Genomic DNA, 24226 nt, shown 5'->3' on the forward strand with positions numbered 1-24226 from the left:
ACCGATCCTCGCAATCGCAGCGACCATGCGAAAGATCATCATAACCCTCAACGCAAGGCTCAGAGACAATCAAAACCATCAGAGTTGATGACGATTAAGTATTTGCCGGAGCAAGTCAGGTTCGCAAACAGGATGAAGGACGTTGTCCGCAACTGCGTGCCCGATATGCGATGACCCTGAAACCAACCGCCCTTGCCGGTCGGGGCGGCATCGGTTAGGACAGCGCGCGGCGTGGCGAAAGCCCGCCGTACGCCATTTCATGCCCGAACCGCCGAGTACCCATCATGGCCGAACGACCGGAAAAGATGAAAGCGCGTCTGCCGCGCGGCTTTGTTGACCGCAGCGCTGACGATATCCGCGCCGTCGACCGGATGATGGCGAAGATCCGCGAGGTTTACGAGCTTTACGGCTTCGAGCCGGTTGACCAGCCGCTGATCGAATACACCGACGCGCTGGGCAAGTTCCTGCCCGATCAGGACCGGCCGAACGAGGGCGTCTTCTCCTTCCAGGACGACGACGAGCAATGGCTGTCGCTGCGCTACGACCTGACCGCGCCGATGGCCCGCTTCGTGGCCGAGAATTATGAGCGCCTGCCGAAGCCGTTCCGCTCCTATCGCGCCGGCTGGGTGTTCCGCAACGAGAAGCCGGGTCCGGGGCGCTTCCGCCAGTTCATGCAGTTCGATGCCGATACGGTCGGCACGCCGGGCGTGGCCGCTGATGCCGAGATGGCGATGATGATGGCCGACGTGATGGAAGCGCTGGGCATTGCACGCGGCGACTACGTCATCCGCGTCAACAACCGCAAGGTGCTGGACGGCGTGCTGGAGGCCATCGGCCTTGGCGGCGACGACAATGCCGGCCGCCGGCTGACCGTGCTGCGCGCCGTCGACAAGCTCGACAAGGTGGGCGCCGACGGCGTGCGCGACCTGCTCGGCAAGGGCCGTCTGGACGAGAGCGGCGACTTCACCAAGGGCGCGGGGCTGGACGAGGCGCAGGCGGATCGCGTGCTGCTCCTGACCTCCTCGACCGGCGACGACCTTGCCGGCGCGCTGGCCGCCATGCACGATGCCGTCGCCGGCTCGGCGCGCGGCGAGGACGGCGTGCAGGAACTGGCCGACATCGGCGCCATGGTCGCGGCCGCCGGCTATGATGACGGCCGCGTCAAGATCGACCCCTCCGTGGTGCGCGGCCTCGAATATTACACCGGCCCCGTTTACGAGGCCGAACTGCTGGCCGAAATTCCCAACGAGGACGGCAGGATCGTGCGCTTCGGCTCGGTCGGTGGTGGTGGCCGCTATGACGGGCTGGTGTCGCGCTTCCGTGGCGAGCCGGTGCCGGCGACGGGCTTTTCCATCGGCGTTTCGCGCCTGATGACGGCGCTGAAGAACCTCGGCAAGCTCGACATGTCCGATGTCGTCCAGCCGGTCGTGGTGCTGGTCATGGACAAGGACACGGAAAGCCTCGGCCGCTACCAGAAGATGGTGTCGGATCTGCGCCGGGCCGGCATCCGCGCCGAAATGTATCTCGGCGGCGCCGGCATGAAGGCGCAGCTCAAATATGCCGACCGTCGCGGCTGCCCGGTGGCCGTCATCCAGGGCGGCGACGAGCGCGCGAAGGGCGAGGTCCAGATCAAGGACCTGATCGAAGGCGCGCGCATGTCGGCCGAGATTTCGGACAATGCCGAATGGCGCGCCGCGCGTCCCGCGCAGGTCACCGTGCCGGAAGCCGATCTGGTCGCCGAGATGAAGAAAATCCTCGATGCGCAGGCGGCCGACCGGGCCGGCCAATGAGCGAGGAACGGCGATGACATCGCGATCCCCTTCCGTCGTGGGCGACGTAAAGGCGCTGTTCGTCGCCAAAAGCGTCGATCTGGTCGAGGTCGGCGTCTTGCAGCCGGCCGACCCGTTCCTCGACATTGCCGGCGAGGATCTGCGGCGGCGCATCTTCCTCACCGAGAGCGAGACCGGGCAGGCACTGTGCCTGCGGCCGGAATTCACCATTCCCGTCTGTCTCGACCACATCGCCTCGCAGGCCGGCACGCCGCGCCGCTACGGCTATCTCGGCGAGGTGTTCCGCCAGCATCGCGACGGGTCCAACGAGTTCTTCCAGGCCGGCATCGAAGACCTTGGCGACACGGATACGGCATGCGCCGATGCGCGGCTGGTGGCCGATGCGCATGAACTGCTGGCGAAGGCCGTTCCGGGCGCCGGCCTCAAGGTGACCATCGGCGACCAGTCGGTGTTCGAGGCGGTGCTGGCCGCGCTCGGCCTGCCGCGCGGCTGGCGCATGCGGCTGGCGCGCGCCTTCGGCTCGCATGCCATGCTGGATGCCGCACTTGCCGATCTCGCCAATCCGCCGCGCAACGGCCAGCTTGCCGGGCCTGTGGCGCTGCTCGCCGTCGACGGCGATGCGGAAGGGCTGGCCGATCAGATCGCCAGGGGCATGGAGCAGGCCGGCCTGCCGCTGTCTGCCGGCCGCACGCCGGCCGAGATCGCCCGCCGGCTGATCGAGAAGGTGCAGTTGCGCAGCGTGCGCCTGTCCGACGACGCCTTCACCGCCCTGAAGACCTTTCTGGCCATCGACACGCCGCTTACCGGGGCGACGGCCGCGCTGCGCGGCTTTGCCGCCGAGGCCGGGCTGGAGCTTGGCGCGGCGCTCGACCTGTTCGCGGCGCGCGCCGAGGCCATTGCCGGCCACGGCCTGGCTTCCGATGCGGTGCGGTACGACGCCGCCTTCGGCCGTCCGCTCGACTATTACACCGGCCTCGTCTTCGAGATCGGCGCCGAAAATGGCGAGGACCGCCCGCTTGCCGGCGGCGGCCGCTATGACCGGCTGCTGACGCTGCTAGGCGCGCGCCAGCCCATCCCCGGCGTCGGCTTCTCCGTGTGGCTCGACCGGGTCGAAGCGCTCAGGGAGGCGCGGGCATGAGCGTGACGCTGGCCATTCCCTCCAAGGGGCGCCTGAAGGAAAAGACGCTGGAAATTCTGGCGCGTGCGGGGCTTGCCGTCAGCCTGCCGGAGGACGACCGCCGCTATCATGCCCATGTCGAGGGGCGCGCCGATATCGAGGTCGTGTTCATGTCGGCCTCCGAGATTTCGGGCGAGATCGGCAGCGGCGGCATCGACCTCGGCGTCACCGGCGAGGATCTGGTGCGCGAGAACCTGGCCGACTGGGAAAGCCGCGCCGAGATCGTGGCGCGGCTCGGCTTCGGCCATGCCGATGTGGTGGTGGCGGTGCCGGACATGTGGCTCGACGTCGATACGATGGCTGACCTCGACGACGTGGCCGCCGATTTCCGCCAGCGCCATGGCCGGCGGCTGCGCATCGCCACCAAATACTGGCGCCTCACGCAGCAGTTCTTTTCCGGCAAGCACGGCATTCAGGTCTATCGCATCGTCGAAAGCCTCGGCGCCACCGAGGGGGCGCCGGCGGCTGGGTCCGCCGATGTCATCGTCGACATCACCTCGACCGGCTCGACGCTGCGCGCCAACCATCTCAAGGTGCTGGGCGACGGGGTGATCCTGCGCTCGCAGGCCTGCCTGGTGTCCTCGCGCAAGCAACGCCCGGCCGCGGACGAAACGCTCATTGGCGAGATCGCCGCCGCCGTCGAGGCCGCCGTGGGCGCGCCGGCCGCGTGAGGCAGAAGGCCCGCTCGTCGGTGGTTATCTACCCTGGATCACGCGGATGAAGCGGGGGCTCTTGGTGCGGAAATCCTCATAGGTGATGCGGCCGCTGGCGATGCCGTTGAAGGCGCGCGTGCAATAGGTGCGCGCCACATTGCTGCGCGGGCTGACATTCATGATCTTGGCCATCTGCGCCTTGCGGGCCGGCGTGGCGCGCGAGGCGCCGCTGTAGCAGCGGTCGATCGCGTCCCGCTTCATGGCCGGGCTGCCGCGCACGATCTCCTGCGCCTGCTTGTAGCTGGATTCGGTGACGCAGCCGCTGAGCATGGCGGTGGCCGCGATGGCCGTAAGCACTGCCGAAATGCGCATCTCGTTTCGTCCTCCTCTGCGAATGCACGGAAAAGTTGCCGCATGGAGGTGGTCCTGTCAAAGCCGGGCTGACTTGCCCCTGCCTCAGGCGACGACCTGAAGCTCGGTCACCACCCGGTCACGGCCGTTGTTCTTGGCCCGGTAGAGCGCCGCGTCCGCCCGCAGGAACACGCTCTCGAAGCCATCGTCCGAGGCGAGCGCGATGGCGATGCCCGCGCTTGCGGTGCTGGCGACGGCGCCATTTTCGGCTTGCAGGGAGCTTGCCGTGAAGGCGGCCCGGATGCGTTCGGCCGTGGCGATGGCGGCCGGCAGCGACGCCCGCCTGATCAGCAGGACGAATTCCTCACCGCCCATGCGTGCGGCGAGGTCGCCGTCCCTCAGGTTCTTGCGAAGCTCCAGCGCGAACTGGCAAAGGATCCGGTCGCCGGCATGATGGCCGTACTGGTCGTTTATCGACTTGAAGCGATCGAGGTCGAAGACGACCACCGCGTCGCCCGGGTTGATTCGGTCGATCGCCAAATTGTCGAACAGGGCGCGCCTGTTCAGGATTCCCGTCAGCGCGTCCGTTCGCGCCTCCAGCCGGTGCCGCCGTGCCGCCCGCGCCTGGTTGAGGCCGATCGAAAGCGCCCCGATGCCGGTTATGCCCGCTATGGACATGATCGCGTTGAAGTTCTCGGCCCAGTTGTTGGGCCGGGCGTCCAGCATCCATTTGCCGTCGCTGAGCAGCACCGCGCCGCAGGCGGCGAAGGACAGGGCGGTGAGCAGATAGAGCAGGGTGATGCCGGAAATCGAAACCGGCGATTCGCTGCGCGTGCCCCAATATTCCCACGCAGTCATCACCAGCATCACGGCCGCGAACAGATTGTAGATGGCGATGCCGATCCCGTCGAGGTCGATGGCGATGAGCGTGGCGACGGGAAGCGCAAGGCCGGCGCACAGGAGGGCGATGGTGCCCCGCCGTGTCTGTTTGCCGACGAACAGCCGGGCGGACACGTAAACCGCGACGAAGCCGATGATCTGCAAGGTGAAGCCGATCACCGAGGCCGGTTTGACGGCGATCGAGATGGTCGAATAGATGACGACGCCGCTGCCCAGCAGGGCCATGCTCAGCATCCAGCCGATGAGGAAGCGATCCATGCGGTTCTGGAGCCATACGCTCAGCATGGTCAGGGCCAGTGCGGTGGCGCAAACGCCGGCAGCGAAGAAAAGCGTGCCCGAATCCATCCCCATGCCGACCGCGCCCCTAGCCGCGACTCCCCATTCCATCACCTCTAGCACATCGAAGCGCATTGTCGGAGAGCGACTGCAAACGAGGTGAATGGAACCTATAAATAATTCTGTGCGGAGGCGCTCCATGCCGCCGCGTGCGGGCACTGGAATTGGCCACGGTCGATCTGGTACCTTGCCGGAAACGTCACTGGAAGTCACCCATGGCCCCTTCCGAGATCGCGCCTGTCGACCTTCACGCCCCCGGAACCGGGCGCCTGCCCGCCTTCACCTTCTACAATTATTTCCGCTCCTCGGCCGCCTACCGGGTGCGCATCGCCCTCAACCTGAAGGGCATCGTGCCGGCCCGCACCGTCGATCTCGATATAAGGGTGGGCGAGCAGAAGGCCGAGGAATTCAGCGAGGCGATCCCGCACGGCCTTGTGCCCGCTTTTGCCTGGGAGGGCGGCTCGCTGACCCAGTCGCTGGCCATGATCGAGTGGCTGGATGTGCTGACGCCCGATCGGCCGCGCCTGATCCCCGCCGATCCCGAACAGGCGTCCCATGTGCGGGAGATCGCGCTTGCCATCGCCTGCGACATCCATCCGCTCAACAATCTGCGGGTGCTGAGCTATCTCGGTGGGGAACTGGAGGTTCCGGAAGCGCGCCGCCTGCAATGGTACAGGCACTGGATCGCGGAAGGCTTCACCGCGGTCGAGCGAATCCTGCAACGGCGGCGCGGTGCGGCTACCTTCGCGCTCGGGGCGCAGCCGACGCTGGCCGATATCTGCATCGTGCCGCAGGTCTTCAACGCCCGCCGTTTCGATGCCGACCTGACGGCGTTTCCCCTCATCGTCGAGGTGGCGGAAAGATGCGAGGCGCTGGACGCCTTCGCCAGGGCCAGGCCGCAGGCCGGCTGATGTGAAGGCCGGGCGTCGAATCCCGATCGGGTGCAGGTAAGAGGAGGCATGAATGAGCGGTGAAGGACGTCTGAAGCGGCCGTTGCAACCGATGAGCACCCTGGTGCGCGAAGCGTTGGAGGCTCGTGGTCTGATGGACAAATACGCGGCCCGCCCCGCCTATCAGCGCAACGACTACCTGTCGTGGATCAATTCGGCCAAGCAGGAGGCCACGCGGCAGAAGCGGCTCGACCAGATGCTCGACGAGCTTGAGCGGGGCGGCGTCTATATGCGCATGAAATGGAACGGGCCGGCCGCCTGATCAAGGCCGCCGAAGGCTGACGTGGGCTCAGCAGGCCGCTGCGTGCGACCGGGGACAACCTGCCGATATTCGTCATGGCCCGCCGACTCGGGAAGGACCTGTTAACCATCGCTTCCTATTGCTTGGGGAGCAGTCAAACGGCGAGTCTCAAGTATGTCATCCATGCGTCTTTCCCGGGCCAATTTTTCGGACATGGTTTCGCAGGGCGGCACTCCTGAGCCGCGACCCGAGGCGCCGCGCGGACCGGTGCTGCAGCCGCCGGCGCAGGCGTCCCGCATGGTCGACCTGCACCGCACCGGCACCAGCTATGTGCAGGCGAAGGGCAATGGCGACGTGTTCCCGAATTTCGGCGGCACCGAAGGCGAATTCGCCCGTCCCGACTGGCAGAACTATTTCTTCCTGGCGCCCAATGTGCGCTTCACCCGCACGCCGGATCGCGAGATCAGGAAGCTGCGCGACGAGGATGACGGGCACAGCACGCCGGCGGACGAGGCTGCCGCGCAGCCGGCGGCTGTTGAGCCCGCAACGCCGGCGCCCGTCGTCGCGCCCGTCGTAAAACAAGCAGTTTCCGTGGCGGTCCCGGCATCGGCGAACAATGCCGTGGCCCGGGGGCCGCAAGCGCCGCACTCCGCTCCGCAGCGACCTGTGGCAGCGGCCGCCGTGCCGGCCCGGCCTGCATCGGTTCGCTCCCCTGAAACGCGCCTCGTGCCGAACCGGCGCTGGGCCTATATTTCGGACCATGCCTTTTTCGAGTTCGCGGCCGGGAACGCCGTCGATGTGCCGCCGCCGGCCCGCCCTGCGGTGCCGTTCACGCCGCCGGTGGTCGCGCCCGCCCCCGTTGCCCGGGCGCCTGTCGATCCGCGCGCCTTGCGCAATGCCGACATCACCACGCTCTACCGGGTCATCGAATGCGCCGTGGCCGGCAAGGCCTTCGAGGCGCAGCCGCAGCCCATTGCCGCGCAGGCGGCGGTAGAGCCCGCGGTCGCCAAGACGGAAACCCGGCCGCAGGAAAAGCAGGTGGCTTCGGTGGCGGCCGCCCCGGAAGCCGTAGCGGCGCCCGCCCGCCCGGCCCGCTCGGTCGAAATCACAATGCCTGTCCCACGTGCGCCGACGCCACGCGCGCCGGGGCTTCCGAAAGCCGGCCGCGTGGCGCAGGTTTCGTCCGGGGAGTCCTATGAATTTCCGTCCGAGGAATTGTTGCAGGAGGCGCCGGAGGGACAGGGTTACTACATGTCGCAGGAGCGGCTGGAGCAGAATGCCGACCTGCTTGAGAGCGTTCTCGAGGATTTCGGCATCAAGGGCGAGATCATCCATGTCCGCCCCGGTCCGGTCGTCACCCTCTACGAGTTCGAGCCGGCGCCGGGCGTGAAGTCCTCGCGCGTCATCAATCTGGCCGAAGACATCGCCCGCTCCATGTCGGCCATCTCGGCGCGCGTCGCCGTGGTTCCGGGCCGCAACGTCATCGGCATCGAACTGCCCAACGAGACGCGCGAGACGGTCTATTTCCGCGAGATGATCGAATCGCAGGATTTCCGCAAGAGCAGCGCAAAGCTGGCGGTGTGCCTGGGCAAGACCATCGGCGGCGAGCCGGTGATCGCGGAACTCGCCAAGATGCCGCATCTGCTGGTCGCCGGCACCACCGGCTCGGGCAAGTCGGTCGCCATCAACACCATGATCCTGTCTCTGCTCTACCGGCTGAAGCCGGAGGAATGCCGCCTCATCATGGTCGATCCCAAGATGCTGGAACTGTCGGTCTATGACGGCATCCCGCATCTTCTGACCCCCGTCGTCACCGATCCCAAGAAGGCGGTGACGGCGCTGAAATGGGCGGTGCGCGAGATGGAGGACCGCTATCGCAAGGTGGCGAAGCTCGGCGTGCGCAACATCGACGGCTACAACCAGCGCGCCGCCGCCGCCCGCGACAAGGGCGAGACCGTGGTCATGCAGGTGCAGACCGGCTTCGAGAAGGGCACCGGCGAGCCGCTGTTCGAGGAGCAGGAGATCGACCTGTCGCCGATGCCCTATATCGTCGTCATCGTCGACGAGATGGCCGACCTGATGATGGTCGCCGGCAAGGAGATCGAAGGGGCCATCCAGCGCCTCGCCCAGATGGCGCGCGCCGCCGGCATCCACCTGATCATGGCCACGCAGCGCCCCTCGGTGGACGTCATCACCGGCACCATCAAGGCCAATTTCCCGACCCGCATCTCCTTCCAGGTGACGTCGAAGATCGACAGCCGCACCATTCTGGGCGAGCAGGGCGCGGAACAGCTTCTCGGCCAGGGCGACATGCTGCACATGGCCGGCGGCGGCCGCATCGCCCGCGTGCACGGCCCCTTCGTCTCCGACGACGAGGTCGAGCAGGTCGTCGCACATCTCAAGACGCAGGGCCGTCCCGAATATCTGGAGACGGTCACTGCCGACGAGGACGAGGAGGAGCCGGAGGCCGACGACGGCGCCGTCTTCGACAAGAGCGCCATGGGTTCCGAGGACGGCGACGGCCTGTTCGAGGAGGCGGTGAAGGTGGTGATGCGCGACAAGAAGTGCTCGACCTCCTACATCCAGCGCCGCCTCGGCGTCGGCTACAACCGCGCCGCCTCGCTGGTCGAGCGCATGGAAAAGGAAGGGCTGGTCGGCGCCCCGAACCATGTCGGCAAGCGCGAGATTCTCATGGGCCGTCCCGACCGCGCCGATTGACGCAAATCTTATCGGACCGAAAGCAGGGTCCCGCTTTCGGTCCGATCAAAGCGTCGGATCGTCCTTGTGCGTCCGGAAGGACGCGTGGCGCTCCAAGGGGCAATCTGAAGCGCGTCGCGATCTTTCAGATTCGCTGCCTACGCTTTAAGCTGTTGTTTTTACGCGTGTCGTTATCCCGAAACCGGTTCCCACTTTCGGGCGACATGCTCTAGGAAGAAACCTTTTGTGCCCGCCGGGGGGGCGAGGTCTTTTCCTTGTTCGTTGCCGCCTCCGCCTCCTGTTCCAGACGGGCAGCTCTCAGGCGCGCCGTCTTGGCGTTTCGCCGCGCGACTTCCGTGTCCATGATCTCGCGGGCGACGCGGGCCGATATGTCCGCCTTGGTTTCCATGCGGGTGAGCTTCGGTACAAAAACAGCATTGACTGCGTCGTGGTCCATTTCGCTACTCCTTTGCACAAACGAAAAAAGGCCGGGTGCACAAATGAAAAAGGCCGGGAAATTCCCGACCTTCTCCGCTTCGCCTCAATGGCCAGTGCCAGTACATCCGTGGTCAAGGACCAGAGGCGATATCCCGTCAGGCAGCCTGAAGGTTCTCGGCGGCGCTCTTGCCGCTGCGATTGTCCTTCACGATGTCGAAGCTGAGCTTCTGGCCCTCGACGATGGAGCGCATGCCGGCGCGTTCGACGGCCGAGATATGGACAAACACGTCCGCCTGGCCATTGCCCAGTTCGATAAAGCCGAAGCCCTTGGTGGTATTGAAGAACTTTACGGTTCCAGTGTTCATGGCGATTTCCTTTCAAATCGGCACAGATTGTCGCCGCTTGGCCGAGTGCCAAACGCCGTAGTCTTTCGAAATTGAGAGGAGAAGATCGTCAGAACGCCGAAGCGCGAAAACAAAGTTCGTCAGCAAGATCGATATGGTAATACATATATTCCAATCATGTTGATTGCAAGGCTTGCCTCAAAGAATTTAATTTCTGAAGGCTTTTCAGCGTTTCGGGGCTGTAATCCTCTGATTGTATATAGTCGGTGAAGGTATAAGTTTGCCGGCCACGAGGCGTGATCCGATCATGGCGCAGCCGGAAGGTCCCGGCCATGCCGTGAAGCGCGGCGACGCTGGCCTTCGGCGCGGATTCTCCGCTTTGGATACCGCTACAGCGGAAAATCGCCGGATCAGGGCGCTTTGGAAATCAAGGCGGTTGGAGAATTTGGTGGAGCCAAGCGGGATCGAACCGCTGACCTCCTGCATGCCATGCAGGCGCTCTCCCAGCTGAGCTATGGCCCCACACCCGGTTTTACGGGCACCGTTTCCGGTGAGGTGATCGGGTCGGCGCGTCGCCGTCCCGATGTGGGCGGCTTCTAGCGCCGCCCGTCGTCAATAGCAAGCCTCTTTGGCCGCTTTTTCATGCCGCGCACATAAAAAATCGCGGCAGGGGGACGGATCAGATTTCGTCTTCCTCGTCGTCACCGACGCCGATCATGTCGGCAACGTCGTCGTCGCCTTCCTCTTCGTCGGCAAGGAAGGTGTCGTCGTCGTCGTCGCCCAGATCGACATCGTCGTCGTCGCCGAGATCCGGCAGGTCGTCACCCTTCGCCTCGTCGTCGGCTTCTTCGAGGGACACCAGCTCGGCGCCTTCGTCCTCGTTGTCCAGTTCCTTCTCGGCGGTCTCGTCCTCATCCTCGATGATGGAAGACTTGCTGTCCTCGAAATAGGAACGCGGATAGGTCTTGCCCGTATAGGGCGAGACGATCGGATCCTTGTTCAGGTCGTAGAATTTCTGGCCCGTTTCCGGGTCGATACGTTTTGTGCCAAGTTCGGGTTTAGCCACGGCAAGCCTCGTCGAAAAAAGTCTGGTCCCCTTAACGGCTCCCTGCAAGCCTGTCAAAGCCAAATGCTGCCAAGGGAAAACGAGCTTTCCGCCACTGTGCCGAGGGGGATGACCGTCGCTGCGGGTCGTGATACGAGACCGCCGCGCTGCCTTTGAAACTGCCCGCCAACCGGGATCTTCGCAAGAGGAATAGTCATGTCGCATACCGCCGCCCCGCAACCGGCCATCGCACGCCGTTCGTCTCCGCTCAAGGGCGAGGCGCGCGTGCCCGGCGACAAATCGATCTCGCACCGCTCCTTCATGTTCGGCGGGCTGGCCTCCGGCGAGACGCGCATCACCGGCCTGCTGGAAGGTGAGGACGTGCTGCGCACCGGCGAGGCGATGAAGGCGATGGGCGCCCATATCGAGAAGGCGGGCGACGAGTGGATCATCCGCGGCACCGGCAACGGCGCGCTGCTGCAGCCCGAAGGTCCGCTCGATTTCGGCAATGCCGGCACCGGCTCGCGCCTCACCATGGGCCTGGTCGGCACCTATGACATGGAGACCACCTTCATCGGCGACGCCTCGCTGCAATCGCGGCCGATGGGGCGGGTGCTCGACCCGCTGCGCCAGATGGGCGTGCAGGTGCTTTCCGCGGCCCCCGGCGACCGCATGCCGCTGACGTTGCGCGGCCCCAGGCATGCCGCACCGATCACCTATCGCGTGCCGATGGCTTCCGCGCAGGTGAAGTCGGCCGTGCTTCTGGCGGCGCTCAACACGCCCGGCATCACCACCGTCATCGAGCCGGTGATGACCCGCGACCACACCGAAAAGATGCTCAAGGGCTTCGGCGCCAGCATCAATGTCGAGACCGACGAGCGCGGTGTGCGCCATATCTTCATCGAGGGGCAGGGCAGGCTCGCCGGCCAGACGATTCGCGTGCCCGGCGACCCGTCCTCGGCCGCCTTCCCGCTGGTCGCCGCGCTGATCGTGCCCGGCTCCGACATCGTCATCCGCAACGTGCTGATGAACCCGACCCGCACCGGCCTGATCCTCACCTTGCAGGAAATGGGCGCCGATATCGAGGTGCAGAACCCGCGCAACGAGGGCGGCGAGGACGTCGCGGACCTGCGCGTGCGCCATTCGCAACTGAAGGGCGTGACGGTGCCGGCCGAGCGCGCGCCGTCGATGATCGACGAATATCCGGTGCTGGCCGTCGCTGCCGCCTTCGCCGAGGGCGAGACGCTGATGCAGGGGCTGGAAGAGCTGCGCGTCAAGGAAAGCGACCGGCTGGCTGCGGTCGCCGCCGGCCTCAAGCTCAACGGCGTCGATTGCACCGAGGGCGAGGCGACGCTTGCCGTGCGCGGCGTGGCCGAAGGCAAGGGGCTGGGCGGCGGCGAGGCGGTGAAGACCCATCTCGACCATCGCATCGCCATGAGCTTCCTCGTCATGGGGCTGGCCAGCGAGCATCCCGTGACGATCGACGACAAGGCGATGATCGCCACCAGCTTCCCCGAATTCATGGACCTCATGGCGGGGCTGGGTGCGCAGATCGAGGCGTCGGACGGGCCGGCGTGATGGCCACCCCGCTCGCCGCTTCTCCCCTGGTCATCGCCATCGACGGGCCGGCGGCGTCCGGCAAGGGCACGCTGGCGCGGCGGCTGGCCGATTATTACCACCTGCCGCATCTCGACACCGGCCTCACCTACAGGGCGGTGGCGCACATGCTGCTCACGAAGGGCTGGCCGCTCGGCGATATGCCGCACGCGGTGGAAGCCGCCAACCTCGTCGATCTGAGCCGGCTCGACCGCACCGCGCTTTCGGCCCACGCCGTGGGCGAGGCGGCCTCCAAGGTCGCCGTCATTGCGGAGGTGCGGCGCATACTGGTCGACAAGCAGCGCGCCTTCGCCGCGCAGCCCTCCGGCGCGGTGCTCGACGGGCGCGACATCGGCACCGTGGTGTGCCCGCATGCCACGGTGAAGCTCTATGTCACCGCCAGCGCCGAGGTGCGGGCGCGGCGCCGGCTGGCCGAGATCGAGGCCAAGGACGGCACCGGCGACTTCGCCACCATCCTTGCCGATATCGAGCGCCGCGACGAGCGCGACATGGGCCGCGCCGATTCGCCCTTGCGCCCGGCTGCCGATGCGCACTTGCTCGACACCAGCGAAATGGATATAGAAGCCGCGTTTCTTGCCGCCAGAACCATCGTTGATGATATAGTGGCGACAGGAAGCGAAGCCTGAGCGGGACTTGATCGGCGCATTCGCCTGAGAAATCCCCGCTCGGCACCGGACTGAAACCGCCTGCCGGCACTCCACGCGCCGTATTTCCGACCGCCCCTTGGCGGTCTGGGCCCGAAGGGTCCGGAATGTCGGTCAGGCAAACGCAACGCGAACCCACGGCGCCGCCTCCTTCACGAGAGGCATTTCAGGAGAACATATGTCAGTTTCAAACCCTACTCGCGACGATTTCGCGAGCATGCTCGAAGAATCCTTTGCCGACGGTCACGCCGGTGAAGGCCAGGTCGTGCGCGGTATCGTCACCGCCATCGAGAAGGACATGGCCATCATCGACGTCGGCCTGAAGGTCGAGGGCCGCGTTCCGCTGAAGGAATTCGGCGCCAAGGCCAAGGACGGCACGCTGAAGGTCGGCGACACCGTCGAGGTCTATGTCGAGCGCATCGAGAACGCGCTGGGCGAGGCCATGCTGTCGCGCGAGAAGGCTCGCCGCGAGGAAAGCTGGGTCCGCCTCGAGGAGAAGTTCTCCAAGGGCGAGCGCGTCGAGGGCGTCATCTTCAACCAGGTCAAGGGCGGCTTCACCGTCGATCTGGACGGCGCCGTGGCCTTCCTGCCGCGTTCGCAGGTCGACATCCGTCCGATCCGCGACGTCACCCCGCTCATGCACAACCCGCAGCCCTTCGAAATCCTCAAGATGGACAAGCGCCGCGGCAACATCGTCGTTTCGCGCCGCACCGTGCTTGAAGAGAGCCGTGCCGAGCAGCGCTCCGAGATCGTCCAGAACCTCGAAGAGGGTCAGGTGGTCGAGGGCGTGGTCAAGAACATCACCGACTACGGTGCGTTCGTCGACCTCGGCGGCATCGATGGCCTGCTGCACGTCACCGACATGGCATGGCGCCGCGTGAACCATCCGACCGAAATCCTCAACATCGGCCAGACGGTCAAGGTGCAGATCATCCGCATCAACCAGGAGACGCACCGCATCTCGCTGGGCATGAAGCAACTCGAGAGCGATCCGTGGTCCGACATCGGTACCAAGTTCCCGATCGGCAAGAAGATCACCGGCACCGTCACCAACATCACCGACTACGGCGCGTTCGTCGAGCTGGAGCCGGGCATAGAGGGCCTCATCCACGTTTCGGAAATGTCGTGGACGAAGAAGAACGTGCACCCCGGCAAGATCCTGTCGACCTCGCAGCAGGTGGACGTGGTGGTGCTCGAGGTCGATCCGGCCAAGCGCCGCATCTCGCTCGGCCTCAAGCAGACGCTTGAGAACCCGTGGGAAGCTTTCGCCCGCAACCATCCGGTTGGTTCGGAAGTCGAGGGCGAGGTCAAGAACAAGACCGAGTTCGGCCTGTTCATCGGCCTCGAGGGCGATGTCGACGGCATGGTCCACCTCTCCGACCTCGACTGGAACCGTCCGGGCGAGCAGGTCATCGAGGAGTACAACCGTGGCGACATGGTCAAGGCCCAGGTGCTCGACGTCGACATCGACAAGGAGCGCATCTCGCTCGGCATCAAGCAGCTTTCGCGTGACGCGGCCGGCGACGCCGCCGCTTCCGGCGAACTGCGCAAGAATGCCGTGGTGACCTGCGAGGTCATCGGCGTGAAGGATGGCGGTCTGGACGTTCGTCTGGTCGAAAGCGGCCTGGAGACCTTCATCAAGCGCTCCGACCTGTCGCGTGACCGCGACGAGCAGCGCCCCGAGCGCTTCACCGTCGGCCAGAAGGTCGATGCCCGCGTCATCCTCTACGACAAGAAGAACCGCAAGGTTCAGGTGTCGATCAAGGCGCTGGAAATCGCCGAGGAGAAGGAAGCCGTCGCGCAGTACGGTTCGACCGACTCCGGCGCTTCGCTGGGCGACATTCTGGGCGCCGCGCTCAAGAAGCAGGGCAGCTAAGCAGCTTCCGCCATTCGGCCGCGCCGTTTCCACGGCGCGGCCGACAGGAACAAAAAACCCGCCGGAGCGATCCGGCGGGTTTTTTTGGTCGGTAAAGCAGAGCTCGCGTAGCCGGCCCGTCAGGCCCTGCCATAGAGCGGCACCAGCGCCCCGCTCATCGCCTGATTGGCGGGCGACGCCAGATAGGCGATCGTCTCGGCCGCCGCCTCCAGGCTCACCCAGCGGGTGAAATCGGCATCCGGCATGGCCTCGCGGTTGGCCGGCGTGTCGAGCGTCGACGGCGCGATGGCATTGGCCAGGATGCCCTTGGCCTTGACCTCCTCGGCCAGAGCCACGGTCATGGCCGCCACGGCCGCCTTGCTCGTCGCGTAGGCGACCATGCCCGCGCCGCGCCGCGGGTCGAGCCCCGGGCGGGCGGCGACATTGACGATGCGCCCGGCCGTGCCGCTGGCGAGCATGGCGCGCAGCGCCGCCCGGCAGCAGAAGAAGGCGGTGTGGATGTTGGTTTCGAGAAGCTCCTCGAACGAGGCCGCTTCGGTCTTGTCGAGGGGAGCGGCGGCAAAACCGCCGGCGAGATGGATCGAGGCCCACAGTTCGGGCACGTCCGCATAATAGGCGTCCACGGTCCGCACGTCGGCCAGATAGATGTTGTGGCTGAGCCGGACATTGGGATGGTCTGCATGGGGAAAATGCGGCGGCGGTTCCGCATGGGTATTGGGCACGTGGCATATGGCGCCTTGTTCGACCAGTCTCCCGACGACGACGCTGCCCAGTGCGCCGGTTCCGCCGGTTACGATGATATGCTTGCCGTCAAAAGCTTTCGTCATCAGCGATAGATCACTCCTCACCCTGGCATATCCCTCCACCGTGGCCCGTTTTGGAGTGCCACTCAAATGCTATTTCCGTGAACCTGCCTTGCCTTTTCGCATGGCGGCCTTGCGTTTTTCGGTGACGGACTGTCACCCTCCGGAAACTTGAAATGTAGCTCAACTTTATTTCATTTGACCGTGAAGACCGCTTGAGGCGTTAGGAGCGCCTCCGCAACAGGAAGAAGATCGATGTCCATAACCACCGAAACCGGGCGCCCGCGCCTCATCATTCCGGCCCTTGGCGGCCTTTATGCCGCGCTGCACGAAGGTTCGGAGACGCTGCTTCGCGTCGTCACCGGCGGCATTCTCGCCATCCACGGCTCGTCCAAGATCGTCGATCCCTTCGGCGCGGCCCAGATGGTCGAGGGGCTGGGCTTCTATCCCGGCGCCTTCTGGTCGCTGCTCCTGTCCTGCACCGAATTCTTCGGCGGCATCTTCCTGATGCTGGGCTTCCTCACCCGGCCCTCCGCCTTCGCCGGCCTGTTCGTGCTGCTGGTGACGGTGTGGTTCCACTGGATCACGCTGGGCCAGGGTTATTCCGGCGCCGAAAAGTCGATCCTGTGGTCGGCCATGCTGTTCTACTTCGTCATCCGCGGCGCCAACCGCCATTCGGTCGACGCCCGCATCGGCAAGGCTTTCTGATCCGGGGCGATCGGCGGCAGCGACCACCGATCGCACTTTGCCTTCGGCGCGAAACGGACTATGAAACGGCTTCAGCCAGACCCCCGGCCGGGCCGGGGCATTTAGCCGGAGCCACTCATGACCGAAATCCTGCAAACCCCCAAGCTCGTGGTCGTCTTCGGCGGGTCCGGTTTCGTGGGACGGCATGTGGTGCGCGCGCTGGCCAAGCGCGGCTACCGCATCCGCGTCGCCTGCCGCCGGCCCGACCTTGCCGTACATCTGCAGCCGCTCGGCAATGTCGGCCAGATCCAGGCCGTTCAGGCCAATCTGCGGTTCCGCCGGTCCGTTGACCAGGCGGTGATCGGCGCCGATCACGTCATCAACCTCGTCGGCGTCCTCCACGAGGGCAGCCGCCAGAGGTTCGGCGCGGTGCATGAGTTCGGCGCCCGCGCCGTGGCCGAGGCCGCGCGTGCCGTCGGCGCCCGTCTCACCCATGTTTCGGCGATCGGCGTCGACGAGCGGTCGCCGTCGGCCTATGCCCGCACCAAGGCCCGCGGCGAGAAGGCGGTGCTGGAAACCGTGCCGGACGCCACCATCTTCCGCCCTTCGATCATCTTCGGCCCCGAGGACGAGTTCTTCAACCGCTTTGCCGCCATGTCGCGCTATGCGCCCGCCCTGCCGCTGATCGGCGGCGGCACGACGAAATTCCAGCCGGTCTATGTCGGCGACGTGGCCGAGGCCGTGGCCCGCGCGGTGGACGGCGTGGCGGTCGGCGGCCGCATCTACGAGCTTGGCGGGCCGGTGGTCGCCACCTTCCGCCAGTGCCTGGAGGAGATGCTTGCCGTGATCGAGCGCAAGCGCCTGCTGGTGCCGCTGCCGTGGTGGGTGGCGGACCTGGCCGCTTCCTTCCTCGGCCTGTTGCCCAAGCCGCTGCTCACCCGCGACCAGGTGGCGCAGCTCCGCTCCGACAATGTGGTTTCGCAGGCGGCGCAGTCCGAGGCGCGCACGCTGGCCGGCCTCGGCATCGAGGCGCAGGCAATGGCCACCATCCTGCCCAGCTATCTGTGGCGCTTCCGCGCCGCCGGCCAATTCCAGCGCCGGCAGGCGGCCTGAATTCACGCCTGTTGACCGGCTGAAGGGATTTCGTCAGCCGACGATGTAGAGGGCGGCGAGGCCGACTGTGCCCACCACCAGCCGCCACCAGCCGAACAGCCTGTAGCCATGGCGGCTGACATAGCCGAGCAGGCTGCGCACCACGATGACCGCCGCCACGAAGGCCGAGAGGAAGCCGGCCACGATGATGTTGAGGTCCGAGGCCGACAGCGCGTTCCAGTTCTTGCAGAGATCGAGCGTGAAGGCGCCGAGCATGGTCGGCATGGCGAGGAAGAAGGAGAACTCGGCCGCCGCCCGCTTGTCCGCCCCCATCAGCAGCCCGCCGACGATGGTGGCGCCGGAGCGCGAGGTGCCGGGAATCATGGCCAGGCACTGGAACAGGCCGATCTTGAGATAGAGCGACAGCGGAAATTCGCGCACTTCATGGTATTTCGGCCGGAGGTCGAGCCTGTCGATCCACAACAGCACGATGCCGCCGAGGATCAGCATGATGCAGATCAGCTTCGGCGTCTCGAACAGCACCGACTTGATGAAGCCATGCGCCAGCACGCCGATCACCGCCGCCGGCAGGAAGCCGATGGCGAGGCCGACCAGCATGCGCACGGCCGGGTCGTCGGGAAGCTGCGGCGGCACGAACAAATTGGGACGCCGGCGCCGCACGATGGCCGAGACGAACTCGACGGCGCAGCCGCCCATCCAGATCAGGGTGGCCAGGATGCCGATCACCACCTCGCTGATGACATGGAGCCGGTCCCGCCGCTTCATGAAGTCCCAGAAGCGGGCCGCATAGACCGACAATATGGCGAGGATGGCGCCAAGCTGGATCAGCACCTCGAAGGCCTTGCCGGTCGATTCGAAGCCGAGAAAATGGCCGGCGAGCAGGATGTGGCCCGTCGACGAGACCGGGATGAACTCGGTCAGCCCTTCCAGCAGGCCGAGCAGAAGGGCCTCGATGATCGTCTGATTTTCCATATGGGCGGATGATCCCAGTTTGCTTGTCAGGACGGCGTTCTGACCCTATAGGTCGCAAAGCTTGACAGTCCGTTGGTGCGGGCGGCAAGGCTTACCGGTGCCGGCATCGATTTGCCAGTGCGCTTTTTTGACCCAAGGAACCATGCTGACGCTTTTTCATCATCCGATGTCCGCTGCCTGTCGTTTCGTCCGAATCGCATTCGGCGAATATGGCGAGGAATTGGCGTTAATTGAGGAGAAGCCCTGGTCGAGGCGCAAAGAGTTCCTGGCCCTCAACCCGGCCGGCACCCTGCCGATCCTGCTGGCCGAAGGCGACGTGCCCGTGGTGGGCGCCGAGGTGATTGCCGAATATCTCGACGAAACGCGCGGCGTGCTGAAGCGCGACCGGCGGCTGCTCGCCGAAAACCCCATGGACCGGGCCGAGATCAGGCGCCTCGTCGACTGGTATCTCGTCAAGACCGAGAGCGAGGTGACCCGCCATCTGGTGCGCGAGCGCGTGCTGAAGCCGCTGATGCCGGATGCCGCGGGCGGCGGCTCGCCCGATTCCACCGCCATCCGCGCCGCGCGCGCCAATATCAGGCAGCATCTGAAATACACCAACTGGCTGGCCGGCACCCGTCACTGGCTGGCCGGATCGCGCCTCACCTATGCCGACCTTGCCGCCGCCGCCACCTTCTCGGTGCTGGATTATCTGGGCGAGATCGACTGGCGCGAGCACGCCGCCGCGCGCGACTGGTACATGCGGGTGAAATCGCGCCCCTCCTTCCGCCCGTTGCTGTCCGACCGCGTGCGCGGCCTGGCGCCGGTGTCCCACTATGCGGACCTCGACTTCTGATTCCGGCAAGCTTCGCGCGCTGATCGACAGGGAAGCCCTGCGCGCCGGCTTCGACCTCGTCGCCGTCACCTCGCCCGATGCCATTCCGAAGGCCCCGGCACGGCTGGCGCAATTCGTGGCTGACGGTTTCCACGGTTCCATGGGCTGGATCGAGGAGACGCTGGAGCGGCGCGCGAAACCCGGCGTGCTGTGGCCGGAAGTGCGCTCCATCATCGTGCTGGCCATGAACTACGGGCCGGATCACGATCCGCGCGAGCTTCTCGCCCATCCCGACCGGGCCGCCATCTCCGTCTATGCCCGCAACCGCGACTATCACGACGTGATGAAGGGGCGGCTGAAGGAGATTGCCGGCAAGATCGTTTCCCGCGCCGGCGGGGACGTGAAGGTGTTCGTCGACACCGCGCCGGTGATGGAGAAGCCGCTGGCCGAGGCGGCCGGGCTCGGCTGGCAGGGCAAGCACACCAATCTGGTCAGCCGCATGCATGGCTCGTGGCTGTTCCTCGGCTCCATCTTCACCACCGCAGAGCTGGAGCCGGACGAACGCGACGTCGATCGTTGCGGCTCCTGCCGCGCCTGCCTCGACGCCTGCCCGACCAACGCCTTTCCGGTGCCGTACCGGCTCGATGCGCGCCGCTGCATCTCCTATCTCACCATCGAGAACAAGGGGCCGATCCCGCTTGAGTTCCGCGCGGCGATCGGCAACCGCATCTATGGCTGCGACGACTGCCTTGCCGCCTGCCCGTGGAACAAGTTCGCCCAGGCCGCCTCCGAGGCGAAGCTGGCCGCGCGCGACGACCTGCGCGCCCCGAAGCTCGCCGATATGCTGGAACTGGACGATCCGGCCTTCCGCGCCTTCTTTTCCGGCTCGCCGGTCAAGCGCGTGGGACGCGACCGCTTCATCCGCAACGTGCTGATCGCGGCCGGCAATTCCGGGGATGCCGGGTTGACCGGTGCGGTGCGCGCCCTGACGCTCGACGCCTCGCCGCTGGTGCGCGGCGCTGCCGTCTGGGCGCTGTCGCGGCTTCTGCCGCAAGGCGCGTTCGACAGTCTGGCGCGCGCGGCGCTGCCTGAAGAAGAGGAGCCGGACGTGCGGATGGAATGGGTGCAGGGCATGGGTTCGGCCGGGGAGGACAGGATATGAGCATGGAGCAGGTCTTTATCTTCGGCGCCGGCTACTCGGCCCGCGCCTTTGCCGGTCTGTGTCCGAAGGATGTGCCGGTGTTCGGCACAACGCGCGCGCCCGGAAAGTTCGAGCTGCTGCGCGCGGCCGGCATCTCGCCGCTGCTGTTCGACGGTGTGGTGACGGGCGAGGTGCGGGACGCGCTGGCCGGCACCACCCATCTGATCGTCTCGGCGGCACCCGGCGAAGCCGGTGATCCGGTGCTGAATGGAGCGCGCGAGATCCTTGCGGGCGAGATGCCGAAGCTGCGCTGGATCGGCTATCTTTCCACCGTCGGCGTCTATGGCGATCACGCTGGCGCCTGGGTGGACGAGGAAACGCCATGCCGGCCGGTGTCGCGCCGCTCGGTGCTGCGGGTCGAGGCCGAGCGCCAATGGCTGGCGCTTGGCGAGGCCATCGGCCGGCCGGTCGCGGTGCTGCGCCTTGCCGGCATCTACGGGCCCGGCCGCAACGCCTTCGTCAATCTGCGGGACGGCACCGCCAAGCGCCTGGTCAAGCCGGGACAGGTCTTCAACCGCATCCATGTCGCCGACATCGCCGGCGCGCTGCTGCACCTCGCCAATGCCGCGCGGGGCGGCATCTTCAACGTCGCCGACGACGAGCCTTCGCCGCCGCAGGATGTCGTGACCTATGCCGCCGGGCTGATGGGGGTCGAGCCGCCGCCGGAAATTCCCTTCGACCAGGCCGAGCTGACGCCCATGGCGCGTTCCTTCTATGGCGAGAACAAGCGCGTCTCGAACGCCGCGCTCAAGGCGTCGGGCTATGATTTGCGCTTTCGCGACTATCGCGCGGCCCTTCGCACCCTGTGGGATGACGGCAACTGGGACCAGGGAGAATCGCGGGCCAGGATGCGCCTGCCTTGATCGTGGCACAGTTGGCGGCATCATGTGATTCGCTTTAAAGCATGTCGCCCGGTTTCGGGATGATGACATGCGCAAAAACAACAAGTTGGAGCGTACGGAGCGAATCTGAAAGATCGCGACGCGTTCTGATGGCCGTGCGCGGCGCCGGACTGGAGAGAGGGCATGCGAGCATTGCGGGGGACGATGGCGAGAGGCGTGGCCATGCTCGCCGCACTGTCCACGCTGACCTTTGCGCAGGACGCGGTCGCGCAGGAACTGGCCAAGAACCTGTTCGGGGCCCACCAGCTGCCGGCCGCGACCCAGCCGCAATCCATCGGCTTCTATTCCAAGGGTTGCTTTTCCGGCGGCGTCGCCATCGCCACCGATGGCCCCACTTGGCAGGCCATGCGCCTGTCGCGCAACCGCCGCTGGGGCCACCCCGCGATGATCTCGCTGATCGAGAAACTGTCCCGTGATGCGGTTCAGGATGGCTGGCCGGGCCTGCTGCTCGGCGATATCTCGCAGCCGCGCGGCGGGCCGATGCTCACCGGCCATGCCTCGCACCAGATCGGCCTCGATGCCGACATCTGGTTCACCCCCATGCCCGACCGCCGCCTGACGCCGCAGGAACGGGAGAACATGTCGGCCACGTCGCTGGTGAACGAAAAGACCCACCGGGTCATCGACAGGCTGTGGACGCCGGCGCATGAAAGACTGCTGAAACGCGCCGCCTCCTACCCCGAGGTGGAGCGCATTCTGGTCAATCCGGGCATCAAGAAGAAGCTGTGCGACACGGTGAAGGGCGACCGCGCCTGGCTGCGCAAGATCCGGCCGTTCTGGGGCCATGACTACCATTTCCACGTCCGCATCGGCTGCCAGCCCGGCTCGCCCGACTGCAAGCGGCAGGCAACGGTCGCGGCGGGCGAAGGGTGCGACAAGTCGCTGGCCTGGTGGTTCACCGAGGAGCCCTGGCGGCCCAATCAGAACCCCGACGCCCCCAAGGCCCGCGACGTGATGACCATGGCGTCGCTGCCCAAGGCCTGCCGCGCGGTGCTGGAAGCGCCCGATCCGGTGTCCATCGCCGCCGTCACCTATCCTTCCGCCGGCGCACCCACCATCTCCAGGGCCGATCCGATTGCGGCGCTGGCGGCCTCGGACGGATTGTCCACGGCCGTGAGCTCCTTCGCGGCGACGCCCGAATATGGCGCGCCTCTGCCGTTTCCGCGCCCGGCCGATTGACCGGAAAGGGAGCTCCGCTGTACTGCTGCCATTTCAATCGGTTTAAGCTTGGGCTGGAAAGGTGTTTTCCTTTGGCCCGGCATGCGCTAAAGCATGTCGCCCGAAAGCGGGAACCGGTTTCGGGATAACGACATGCGAAAAACAACAACATGAAGCGTATGGAGCGAATCTGAAAGATCGCGACACGCTTTGGAGCGCCGTGCGTCCTTTCGAACGCGCAAAGGACGCTCCAACACTTTGATTGAGCATCGGAACAATCCGAAAACCGAGTACACTTTTCGGTCCGATGCTCTAGCCTTTTGCAGCCGGATGGAACCATCCGGCGCCGCGCAAGAGCGGCAAGACCACACATATCGAGCATCGACCCGGAAAGGCGATGGCTTGTCGGGGACCAGAATGACAGGTTCGGATGATGGCGAGGTTCGGTTCAGGTTTCCGGTCCTGATCGGCGACATAGGCGGCACCAATGCCCGCTTTTCCATCATCGACGGCGAGACTTCCGGGGCCGGCGAGCCGCGCATCGTCAAGACGGCGGATTTCGCCGGTGTCGACGAGGCGATCCGCGCCGCGGTTCTGGACGGTGCCCCGCGCCGTCCGCGCACGGCCATCTTGGCGGTGGCGGCTCCCATCGAGGGCGACGAGGTCCGGCTCACCAATTGCCCGTGGGTGATACGGCCCAGGCGCATGCTGGCCGAGCTCGGCCTCGACGACGTGGTGCTGCTCAACGATTTCGAGGCGCAGGCGCTGGCCGTCGCGGCGCTCGGCATGGACCACATGGAAAAGATCGGCGGCGGCGAGCCGGTGGCCAATGCGGCGCGCGTGGTGCTCGGCCCCGGCACGGGGCTCGGCGTAGCCGGTCTCGTCCATGCCTTCGGCGGCTGGGTGCCGGTGCCGGGCGAGGGCGGCCATATCGACCTCGGCCCGCGCACGCGGCGCGACCACGAGGTCTTTGCGCATCTCGAGACGCTGGACGGGCGCGTTTCCGGCGAGGACATATTGTGCGGCCGCGGCCTCACCAATCTCTATCGCGCCATTGCCCGGGCCGGCGGCGGCGAGCCCGCCTTGACGGCGCCTTCCGACATCACCGCCGCCGGGCTGGCCGGCAGCGACGCGACCGCCGTCGAAACGCTGGAAATCTTCACCACCCTGCTTGGCCGCGTTGCCGGCGACGTGGCCCTGATCTTCAAGGCGCGCGGCGGCGTCTATCTGAGCGGCGGCATCGCCCAGAAGATCGTGCCGGCGCTGAAGGCCGGCAATTTTCGCGCCGCCTTCGAGGACAAGGCACCCCACAACGCGCTGATGCGCTCCATTCCCGTCCATGTCGTCGGCCATCCGCTGGCGGCGCTGGCCGGGCTCGCCGCCTATGCCCGCACGCCGTCAGGCTTCGGCGTGGAAACGGCGGGACGGCGCTGGCGAACGTAAGCTCTCCGGCTGCAATTTTGGGCTCGGCCATAGGCAAATGGATGCAAAGGCTCTAAGAGGGTGCCCGACCTCAT

At 66.0% G+C, this 24226-nt stretch carries 23 protein-coding genes and 1 tRNA gene; 16 read left to right on the forward strand and 8 right to left on the reverse strand.

What is annotated here, in order from left to right; genetic code table 11:
- The first annotated feature begins 284 nt into the window (after positions 1-284).
- Genes hisS through hisG form a run of 3 tightly spaced genes read left to right on the forward strand, consistent with a single transcriptional unit; the run spans position 285 to position 3638 of the window.
- Complete coding sequence (gene hisS, locus ABID37_RS10260; RefSeq protein WP_354194310.1) at positions 285-1790, forward strand: histidine--tRNA ligase; 1506 nt, start codon at positions 285-287, stop codon at positions 1788-1790.
- A gap of 13 nt (positions 1791-1803) precedes the next feature.
- Complete coding sequence (locus ABID37_RS10265) at positions 1804-2928, forward strand: ATP phosphoribosyltransferase regulatory subunit (RefSeq protein WP_354194313.1); 1125 nt, start codon at positions 1804-1806, stop codon at positions 2926-2928.
- Complete coding sequence (gene hisG / locus ABID37_RS10270; RefSeq protein ID WP_354194315.1) at positions 2925-3638, forward strand: ATP phosphoribosyltransferase; 714 nt, start codon at positions 2925-2927, stop codon at positions 3636-3638. Before ABID37_RS10265 ends, hisG begins: the two co-directional genes overlap by 4 nt.
- A 24-nt stretch (positions 3639-3662) precedes the next feature.
- On the opposite strand, the gene ABID37_RS10275 is transcribed toward hisG, so the two are convergent.
- Complete coding sequence (locus ABID37_RS10275) at positions 3663-3992, reverse strand: hypothetical protein (RefSeq protein WP_354194317.1); 330 nt, start codon at positions 3990-3992, stop codon at positions 3663-3665.
- Between the two features lie 84 nt (positions 3993-4076).
- Positions 4077-5222 (reverse strand): GGDEF domain-containing protein, encoded by a 1146-nt coding sequence (locus ABID37_RS10280; RefSeq protein WP_354194319.1) that lies wholly within the window; start codon positions 5220-5222, stop codon positions 4077-4079.
- Positions 5223-5422: 200 nt separating this feature from the next.
- Here ABID37_RS10280 and maiA point away from each other — a divergent pair, with 200 nt between their 5' ends.
- From maiA to ABID37_RS10295, 3 genes are all read left to right on the forward strand, one after another.
- Positions 5423-6118 carry a maleylacetoacetate isomerase gene (maiA, locus tag ABID37_RS10285; protein ID WP_354194321.1) on the forward strand — a complete coding sequence of 232 codons (696 nt, stop codon included), beginning with the start codon at positions 5423-5425 and terminating at the stop codon, positions 6116-6118.
- Between the two features lie 52 nt (positions 6119-6170).
- The gene (locus ABID37_RS10290) at positions 6171-6419 is read left to right on the forward strand and encodes a YdeI/OmpD-associated family protein (protein WP_354194323.1); all 249 of its coding nucleotides are present in this window, start codon (positions 6171-6173) and stop codon (positions 6417-6419) included.
- A 153-nt stretch (positions 6420-6572) separates the two neighbouring features.
- Entirely contained in the window at positions 6573-9116 is a 2544-nt protein-coding gene (locus ABID37_RS10295) for a DNA translocase FtsK (RefSeq protein WP_354194325.1), read from the forward strand.
- Positions 9117-9324: 208 nt separating this feature from the next.
- Here the strand turns inward: ABID37_RS10295 and ABID37_RS10300 are convergent, their stop codons facing one another.
- The 4 genes from ABID37_RS10300 to ABID37_RS10315 form a co-directional block, all read right to left on the reverse strand.
- Positions 9325-9552 carry a hypothetical protein gene (locus tag ABID37_RS10300; protein ID WP_354194327.1) on the reverse strand — a complete coding sequence of 76 codons (228 nt, stop codon included), beginning with the start codon at positions 9550-9552 and terminating at the stop codon, positions 9325-9327.
- Between the two features lie 136 nt (positions 9553-9688).
- Positions 9689-9898, reverse strand: coding sequence for a cold-shock protein (locus tag ABID37_RS10305; protein WP_354194329.1), 210 nt, complete (start codon positions 9896-9898; stop codon positions 9689-9691).
- A 425-nt stretch (positions 9899-10323) separates the two neighbouring features.
- Positions 10324-10399, reverse strand: a tRNA-Ala gene (locus ABID37_RS10310).
- Positions 10400-10556: 157 nt separating this feature from the next.
- Positions 10557-10943, reverse strand: a complete 387-nt coding sequence (locus ABID37_RS10315) for a TIGR02300 family protein (RefSeq protein WP_354194331.1) — start codon at positions 10941-10943, stop codon at positions 10557-10559.
- Between the two features lie 195 nt (positions 10944-11138).
- On the opposite strand from ABID37_RS10315, the gene aroA reads away from it, so the two are divergent.
- The 3 genes from aroA (at position 11139) to rpsA (ending at position 15059) form a co-directional block, all read left to right on the forward strand.
- Positions 11139-12500 carry a 3-phosphoshikimate 1-carboxyvinyltransferase gene (aroA, locus tag ABID37_RS10320; RefSeq protein ID WP_354194333.1) on the forward strand — a complete coding sequence of 454 codons (1362 nt, stop codon included), beginning with the start codon at positions 11139-11141 and terminating at the stop codon, positions 12498-12500.
- Positions 12500-13165, forward strand: a complete 666-nt coding sequence (gene cmk, locus ABID37_RS10325; protein WP_354194335.1) for a (d)CMP kinase — start codon at positions 12500-12502, stop codon at positions 13163-13165. The genes aroA and cmk overlap by 1 nt, the downstream gene beginning before the upstream one ends.
- Before the next feature lie 196 nt (positions 13166-13361).
- The gene (rpsA, locus tag ABID37_RS10330; RefSeq protein WP_354194337.1) at positions 13362-15059 is read left to right on the forward strand and encodes a 30S ribosomal protein S1; all 1698 of its coding nucleotides are present in this window, start codon (positions 13362-13364) and stop codon (positions 15057-15059) included.
- Between the two features lie 119 nt (positions 15060-15178).
- Here rpsA and ABID37_RS10335 read toward each other — a convergent pair whose 3' ends face one another.
- Positions 15179-15886: an SDR family NAD(P)-dependent oxidoreductase gene (locus ABID37_RS10335; RefSeq protein WP_354194339.1), complete on the reverse strand. Its 708-nt coding sequence runs from the start codon at positions 15884-15886 to the stop codon at positions 15179-15181.
- 231 nt (positions 15887-16117) lie between these two features.
- Between ABID37_RS10335 and ABID37_RS10340 the strand changes: the two genes are divergently transcribed.
- Complete coding sequence (locus tag ABID37_RS10340; RefSeq protein WP_354194341.1) at positions 16118-16570, forward strand: DoxX family protein; 453 nt, start codon at positions 16118-16120, stop codon at positions 16568-16570.
- Between the two features lie 117 nt (positions 16571-16687).
- The gene (locus ABID37_RS10345) at positions 16688-17662 is read left to right on the forward strand and encodes a complex I NDUFA9 subunit family protein (RefSeq protein ID WP_354194343.1); all 975 of its coding nucleotides are present in this window, start codon (positions 16688-16690) and stop codon (positions 17660-17662) included.
- Positions 17663-17695: 33 nt separating this feature from the next.
- Here ABID37_RS10345 and ABID37_RS10350 read toward each other — a convergent pair whose 3' ends face one another.
- Positions 17696-18634, reverse strand: coding sequence for an undecaprenyl-diphosphate phosphatase (locus ABID37_RS10350; protein WP_354194345.1), 939 nt, complete (start codon positions 18632-18634; stop codon positions 17696-17698).
- A 142-nt stretch (positions 18635-18776) separates the two neighbouring features.
- Between ABID37_RS10350 and ABID37_RS10355 the strand changes: the two genes are divergently transcribed.
- From ABID37_RS10355 to ABID37_RS10375, 5 genes are all read left to right on the forward strand, one after another.
- Complete coding sequence (locus ABID37_RS10355; protein WP_354194347.1) at positions 18777-19469, forward strand: glutathione S-transferase family protein; 693 nt, start codon at positions 18777-18779, stop codon at positions 19467-19469.
- The gene (gene queG / locus ABID37_RS10360) at positions 19450-20610 is read left to right on the forward strand and encodes a tRNA epoxyqueuosine(34) reductase QueG (RefSeq protein WP_354194349.1); all 1161 of its coding nucleotides are present in this window, start codon (positions 19450-19452) and stop codon (positions 20608-20610) included. The genes ABID37_RS10355 and queG overlap by 20 nt, the downstream gene beginning before the upstream one ends.
- Positions 20607-21512: an SDR family oxidoreductase gene (locus tag ABID37_RS10365; protein ID WP_354194351.1), complete on the forward strand. Its 906-nt coding sequence runs from the start codon at positions 20607-20609 to the stop codon at positions 21510-21512. Before queG ends, ABID37_RS10365 begins: the two co-directional genes overlap by 4 nt.
- A gap of 183 nt (positions 21513-21695) precedes the next feature.
- Complete coding sequence (mepA, locus tag ABID37_RS10370; protein ID WP_435521554.1) at positions 21696-22730, forward strand: penicillin-insensitive murein endopeptidase; 1035 nt, start codon at positions 21696-21698, stop codon at positions 22728-22730.
- A 396-nt stretch (positions 22731-23126) separates the two neighbouring features.
- On the forward strand, positions 23127-24152 hold the full coding sequence (locus ABID37_RS10375) for a glucokinase (RefSeq protein ID WP_354194353.1): 1026 nt from the start codon (positions 23127-23129) through the stop codon (positions 24150-24152).
- Positions 24153-24226 lie beyond the last annotated feature (74 nt).

The organism is Aquamicrobium terrae (assembly GCF_040545735.1).
Lineage (GTDB): Bacteria > Pseudomonadota > Alphaproteobacteria > Rhizobiales > Rhizobiaceae > Mesorhizobium > Mesorhizobium terrae_A.

Bases quoted from the DNA above. Each gene is read 5' to 3' on its own strand.
- cmk (WP_354194335.1), top strand. From the start codon at position 12,500: ATGGCCACCCCGCTCGCCGCTTCTCCCCTGGTCATCGCCATCGACGGG.
- queG (WP_354194349.1), top strand. From the start codon at position 19,450: ATGCGGACCTCGACTTCTGATTCCGGCAAGCTTCGCGCGCTGATCGAC.
- ABID37_RS10375 (WP_354194353.1), top strand. From the start codon at position 23,127: ATGACAGGTTCGGATGATGGCGAGGTTCGGTTCAGGTTTCCGGTCCTG.
- ABID37_RS10265 (WP_354194313.1), top strand. From the start codon at position 1,804: ATGACATCGCGATCCCCTTCCGTCGTGGGCGACGTAAAGGCGCTGTTC.
- mepA (WP_435521554.1), top strand. From the start codon at position 21,696: ATGGCGAGAGGCGTGGCCATGCTCGCCGCACTGTCCACGCTGACCTTT.
- ABID37_RS10365 (WP_354194351.1), top strand. From the start codon at position 20,607: ATGAGCATGGAGCAGGTCTTTATCTTCGGCGCCGGCTACTCGGCCCGC.
- ABID37_RS10340 (WP_354194341.1), top strand. From the start codon at position 16,118: ATGTCCATAACCACCGAAACCGGGCGCCCGCGCCTCATCATTCCGGCC.
- ABID37_RS10345 (WP_354194343.1), top strand. From the start codon at position 16,688: ATGACCGAAATCCTGCAAACCCCCAAGCTCGTGGTCGTCTTCGGCGGG.
- maiA (WP_354194321.1), top strand. From the start codon at position 5,423: ATGGCCCCTTCCGAGATCGCGCCTGTCGACCTTCACGCCCCCGGAACC.
- ABID37_RS10350 (WP_354194345.1), bottom strand. From the start codon at position 18,634: ATGGAAAATCAGACGATCATCGAGGCCCTTCTGCTCGGCCTGCTGGAA.
- ABID37_RS10275 (WP_354194317.1), bottom strand. From the start codon at position 3,992: ATGCGCATTTCGGCAGTGCTTACGGCCATCGCGGCCACCGCCATGCTC.
- rpsA (WP_354194337.1), top strand. From the start codon at position 13,362: ATGTCAGTTTCAAACCCTACTCGCGACGATTTCGCGAGCATGCTCGAA.
- ABID37_RS10355 (WP_354194347.1), top strand. From the start codon at position 18,777: ATGCTGACGCTTTTTCATCATCCGATGTCCGCTGCCTGTCGTTTCGTC.
- ABID37_RS10295 (WP_354194325.1), top strand. From the start codon at position 6,573: ATGTCATCCATGCGTCTTTCCCGGGCCAATTTTTCGGACATGGTTTCG.
- hisS (WP_354194310.1), top strand. From the start codon at position 285: ATGGCCGAACGACCGGAAAAGATGAAAGCGCGTCTGCCGCGCGGCTTT.
- ABID37_RS10290 (WP_354194323.1), top strand. From the start codon at position 6,171: ATGAGCGGTGAAGGACGTCTGAAGCGGCCGTTGCAACCGATGAGCACC.
- ABID37_RS10335 (WP_354194339.1), bottom strand. From the start codon at position 15,886: ATGACGAAAGCTTTTGACGGCAAGCATATCATCGTAACCGGCGGAACC.
- ABID37_RS10305 (WP_354194329.1), bottom strand. From the start codon at position 9,898: ATGAACACTGGAACCGTAAAGTTCTTCAATACCACCAAGGGCTTCGGC.
- ABID37_RS10300 (WP_354194327.1), bottom strand. From the start codon at position 9,552: ATGGACCACGACGCAGTCAATGCTGTTTTTGTACCGAAGCTCACCCGC.
- ABID37_RS10280 (WP_354194319.1), bottom strand. From the start codon at position 5,222: ATGGGGATGGATTCGGGCACGCTTTTCTTCGCTGCCGGCGTTTGCGCC.
- hisG (WP_354194315.1), top strand. From the start codon at position 2,925: ATGAGCGTGACGCTGGCCATTCCCTCCAAGGGGCGCCTGAAGGAAAAG.
- aroA (WP_354194333.1), top strand. From the start codon at position 11,139: ATGTCGCATACCGCCGCCCCGCAACCGGCCATCGCACGCCGTTCGTCT.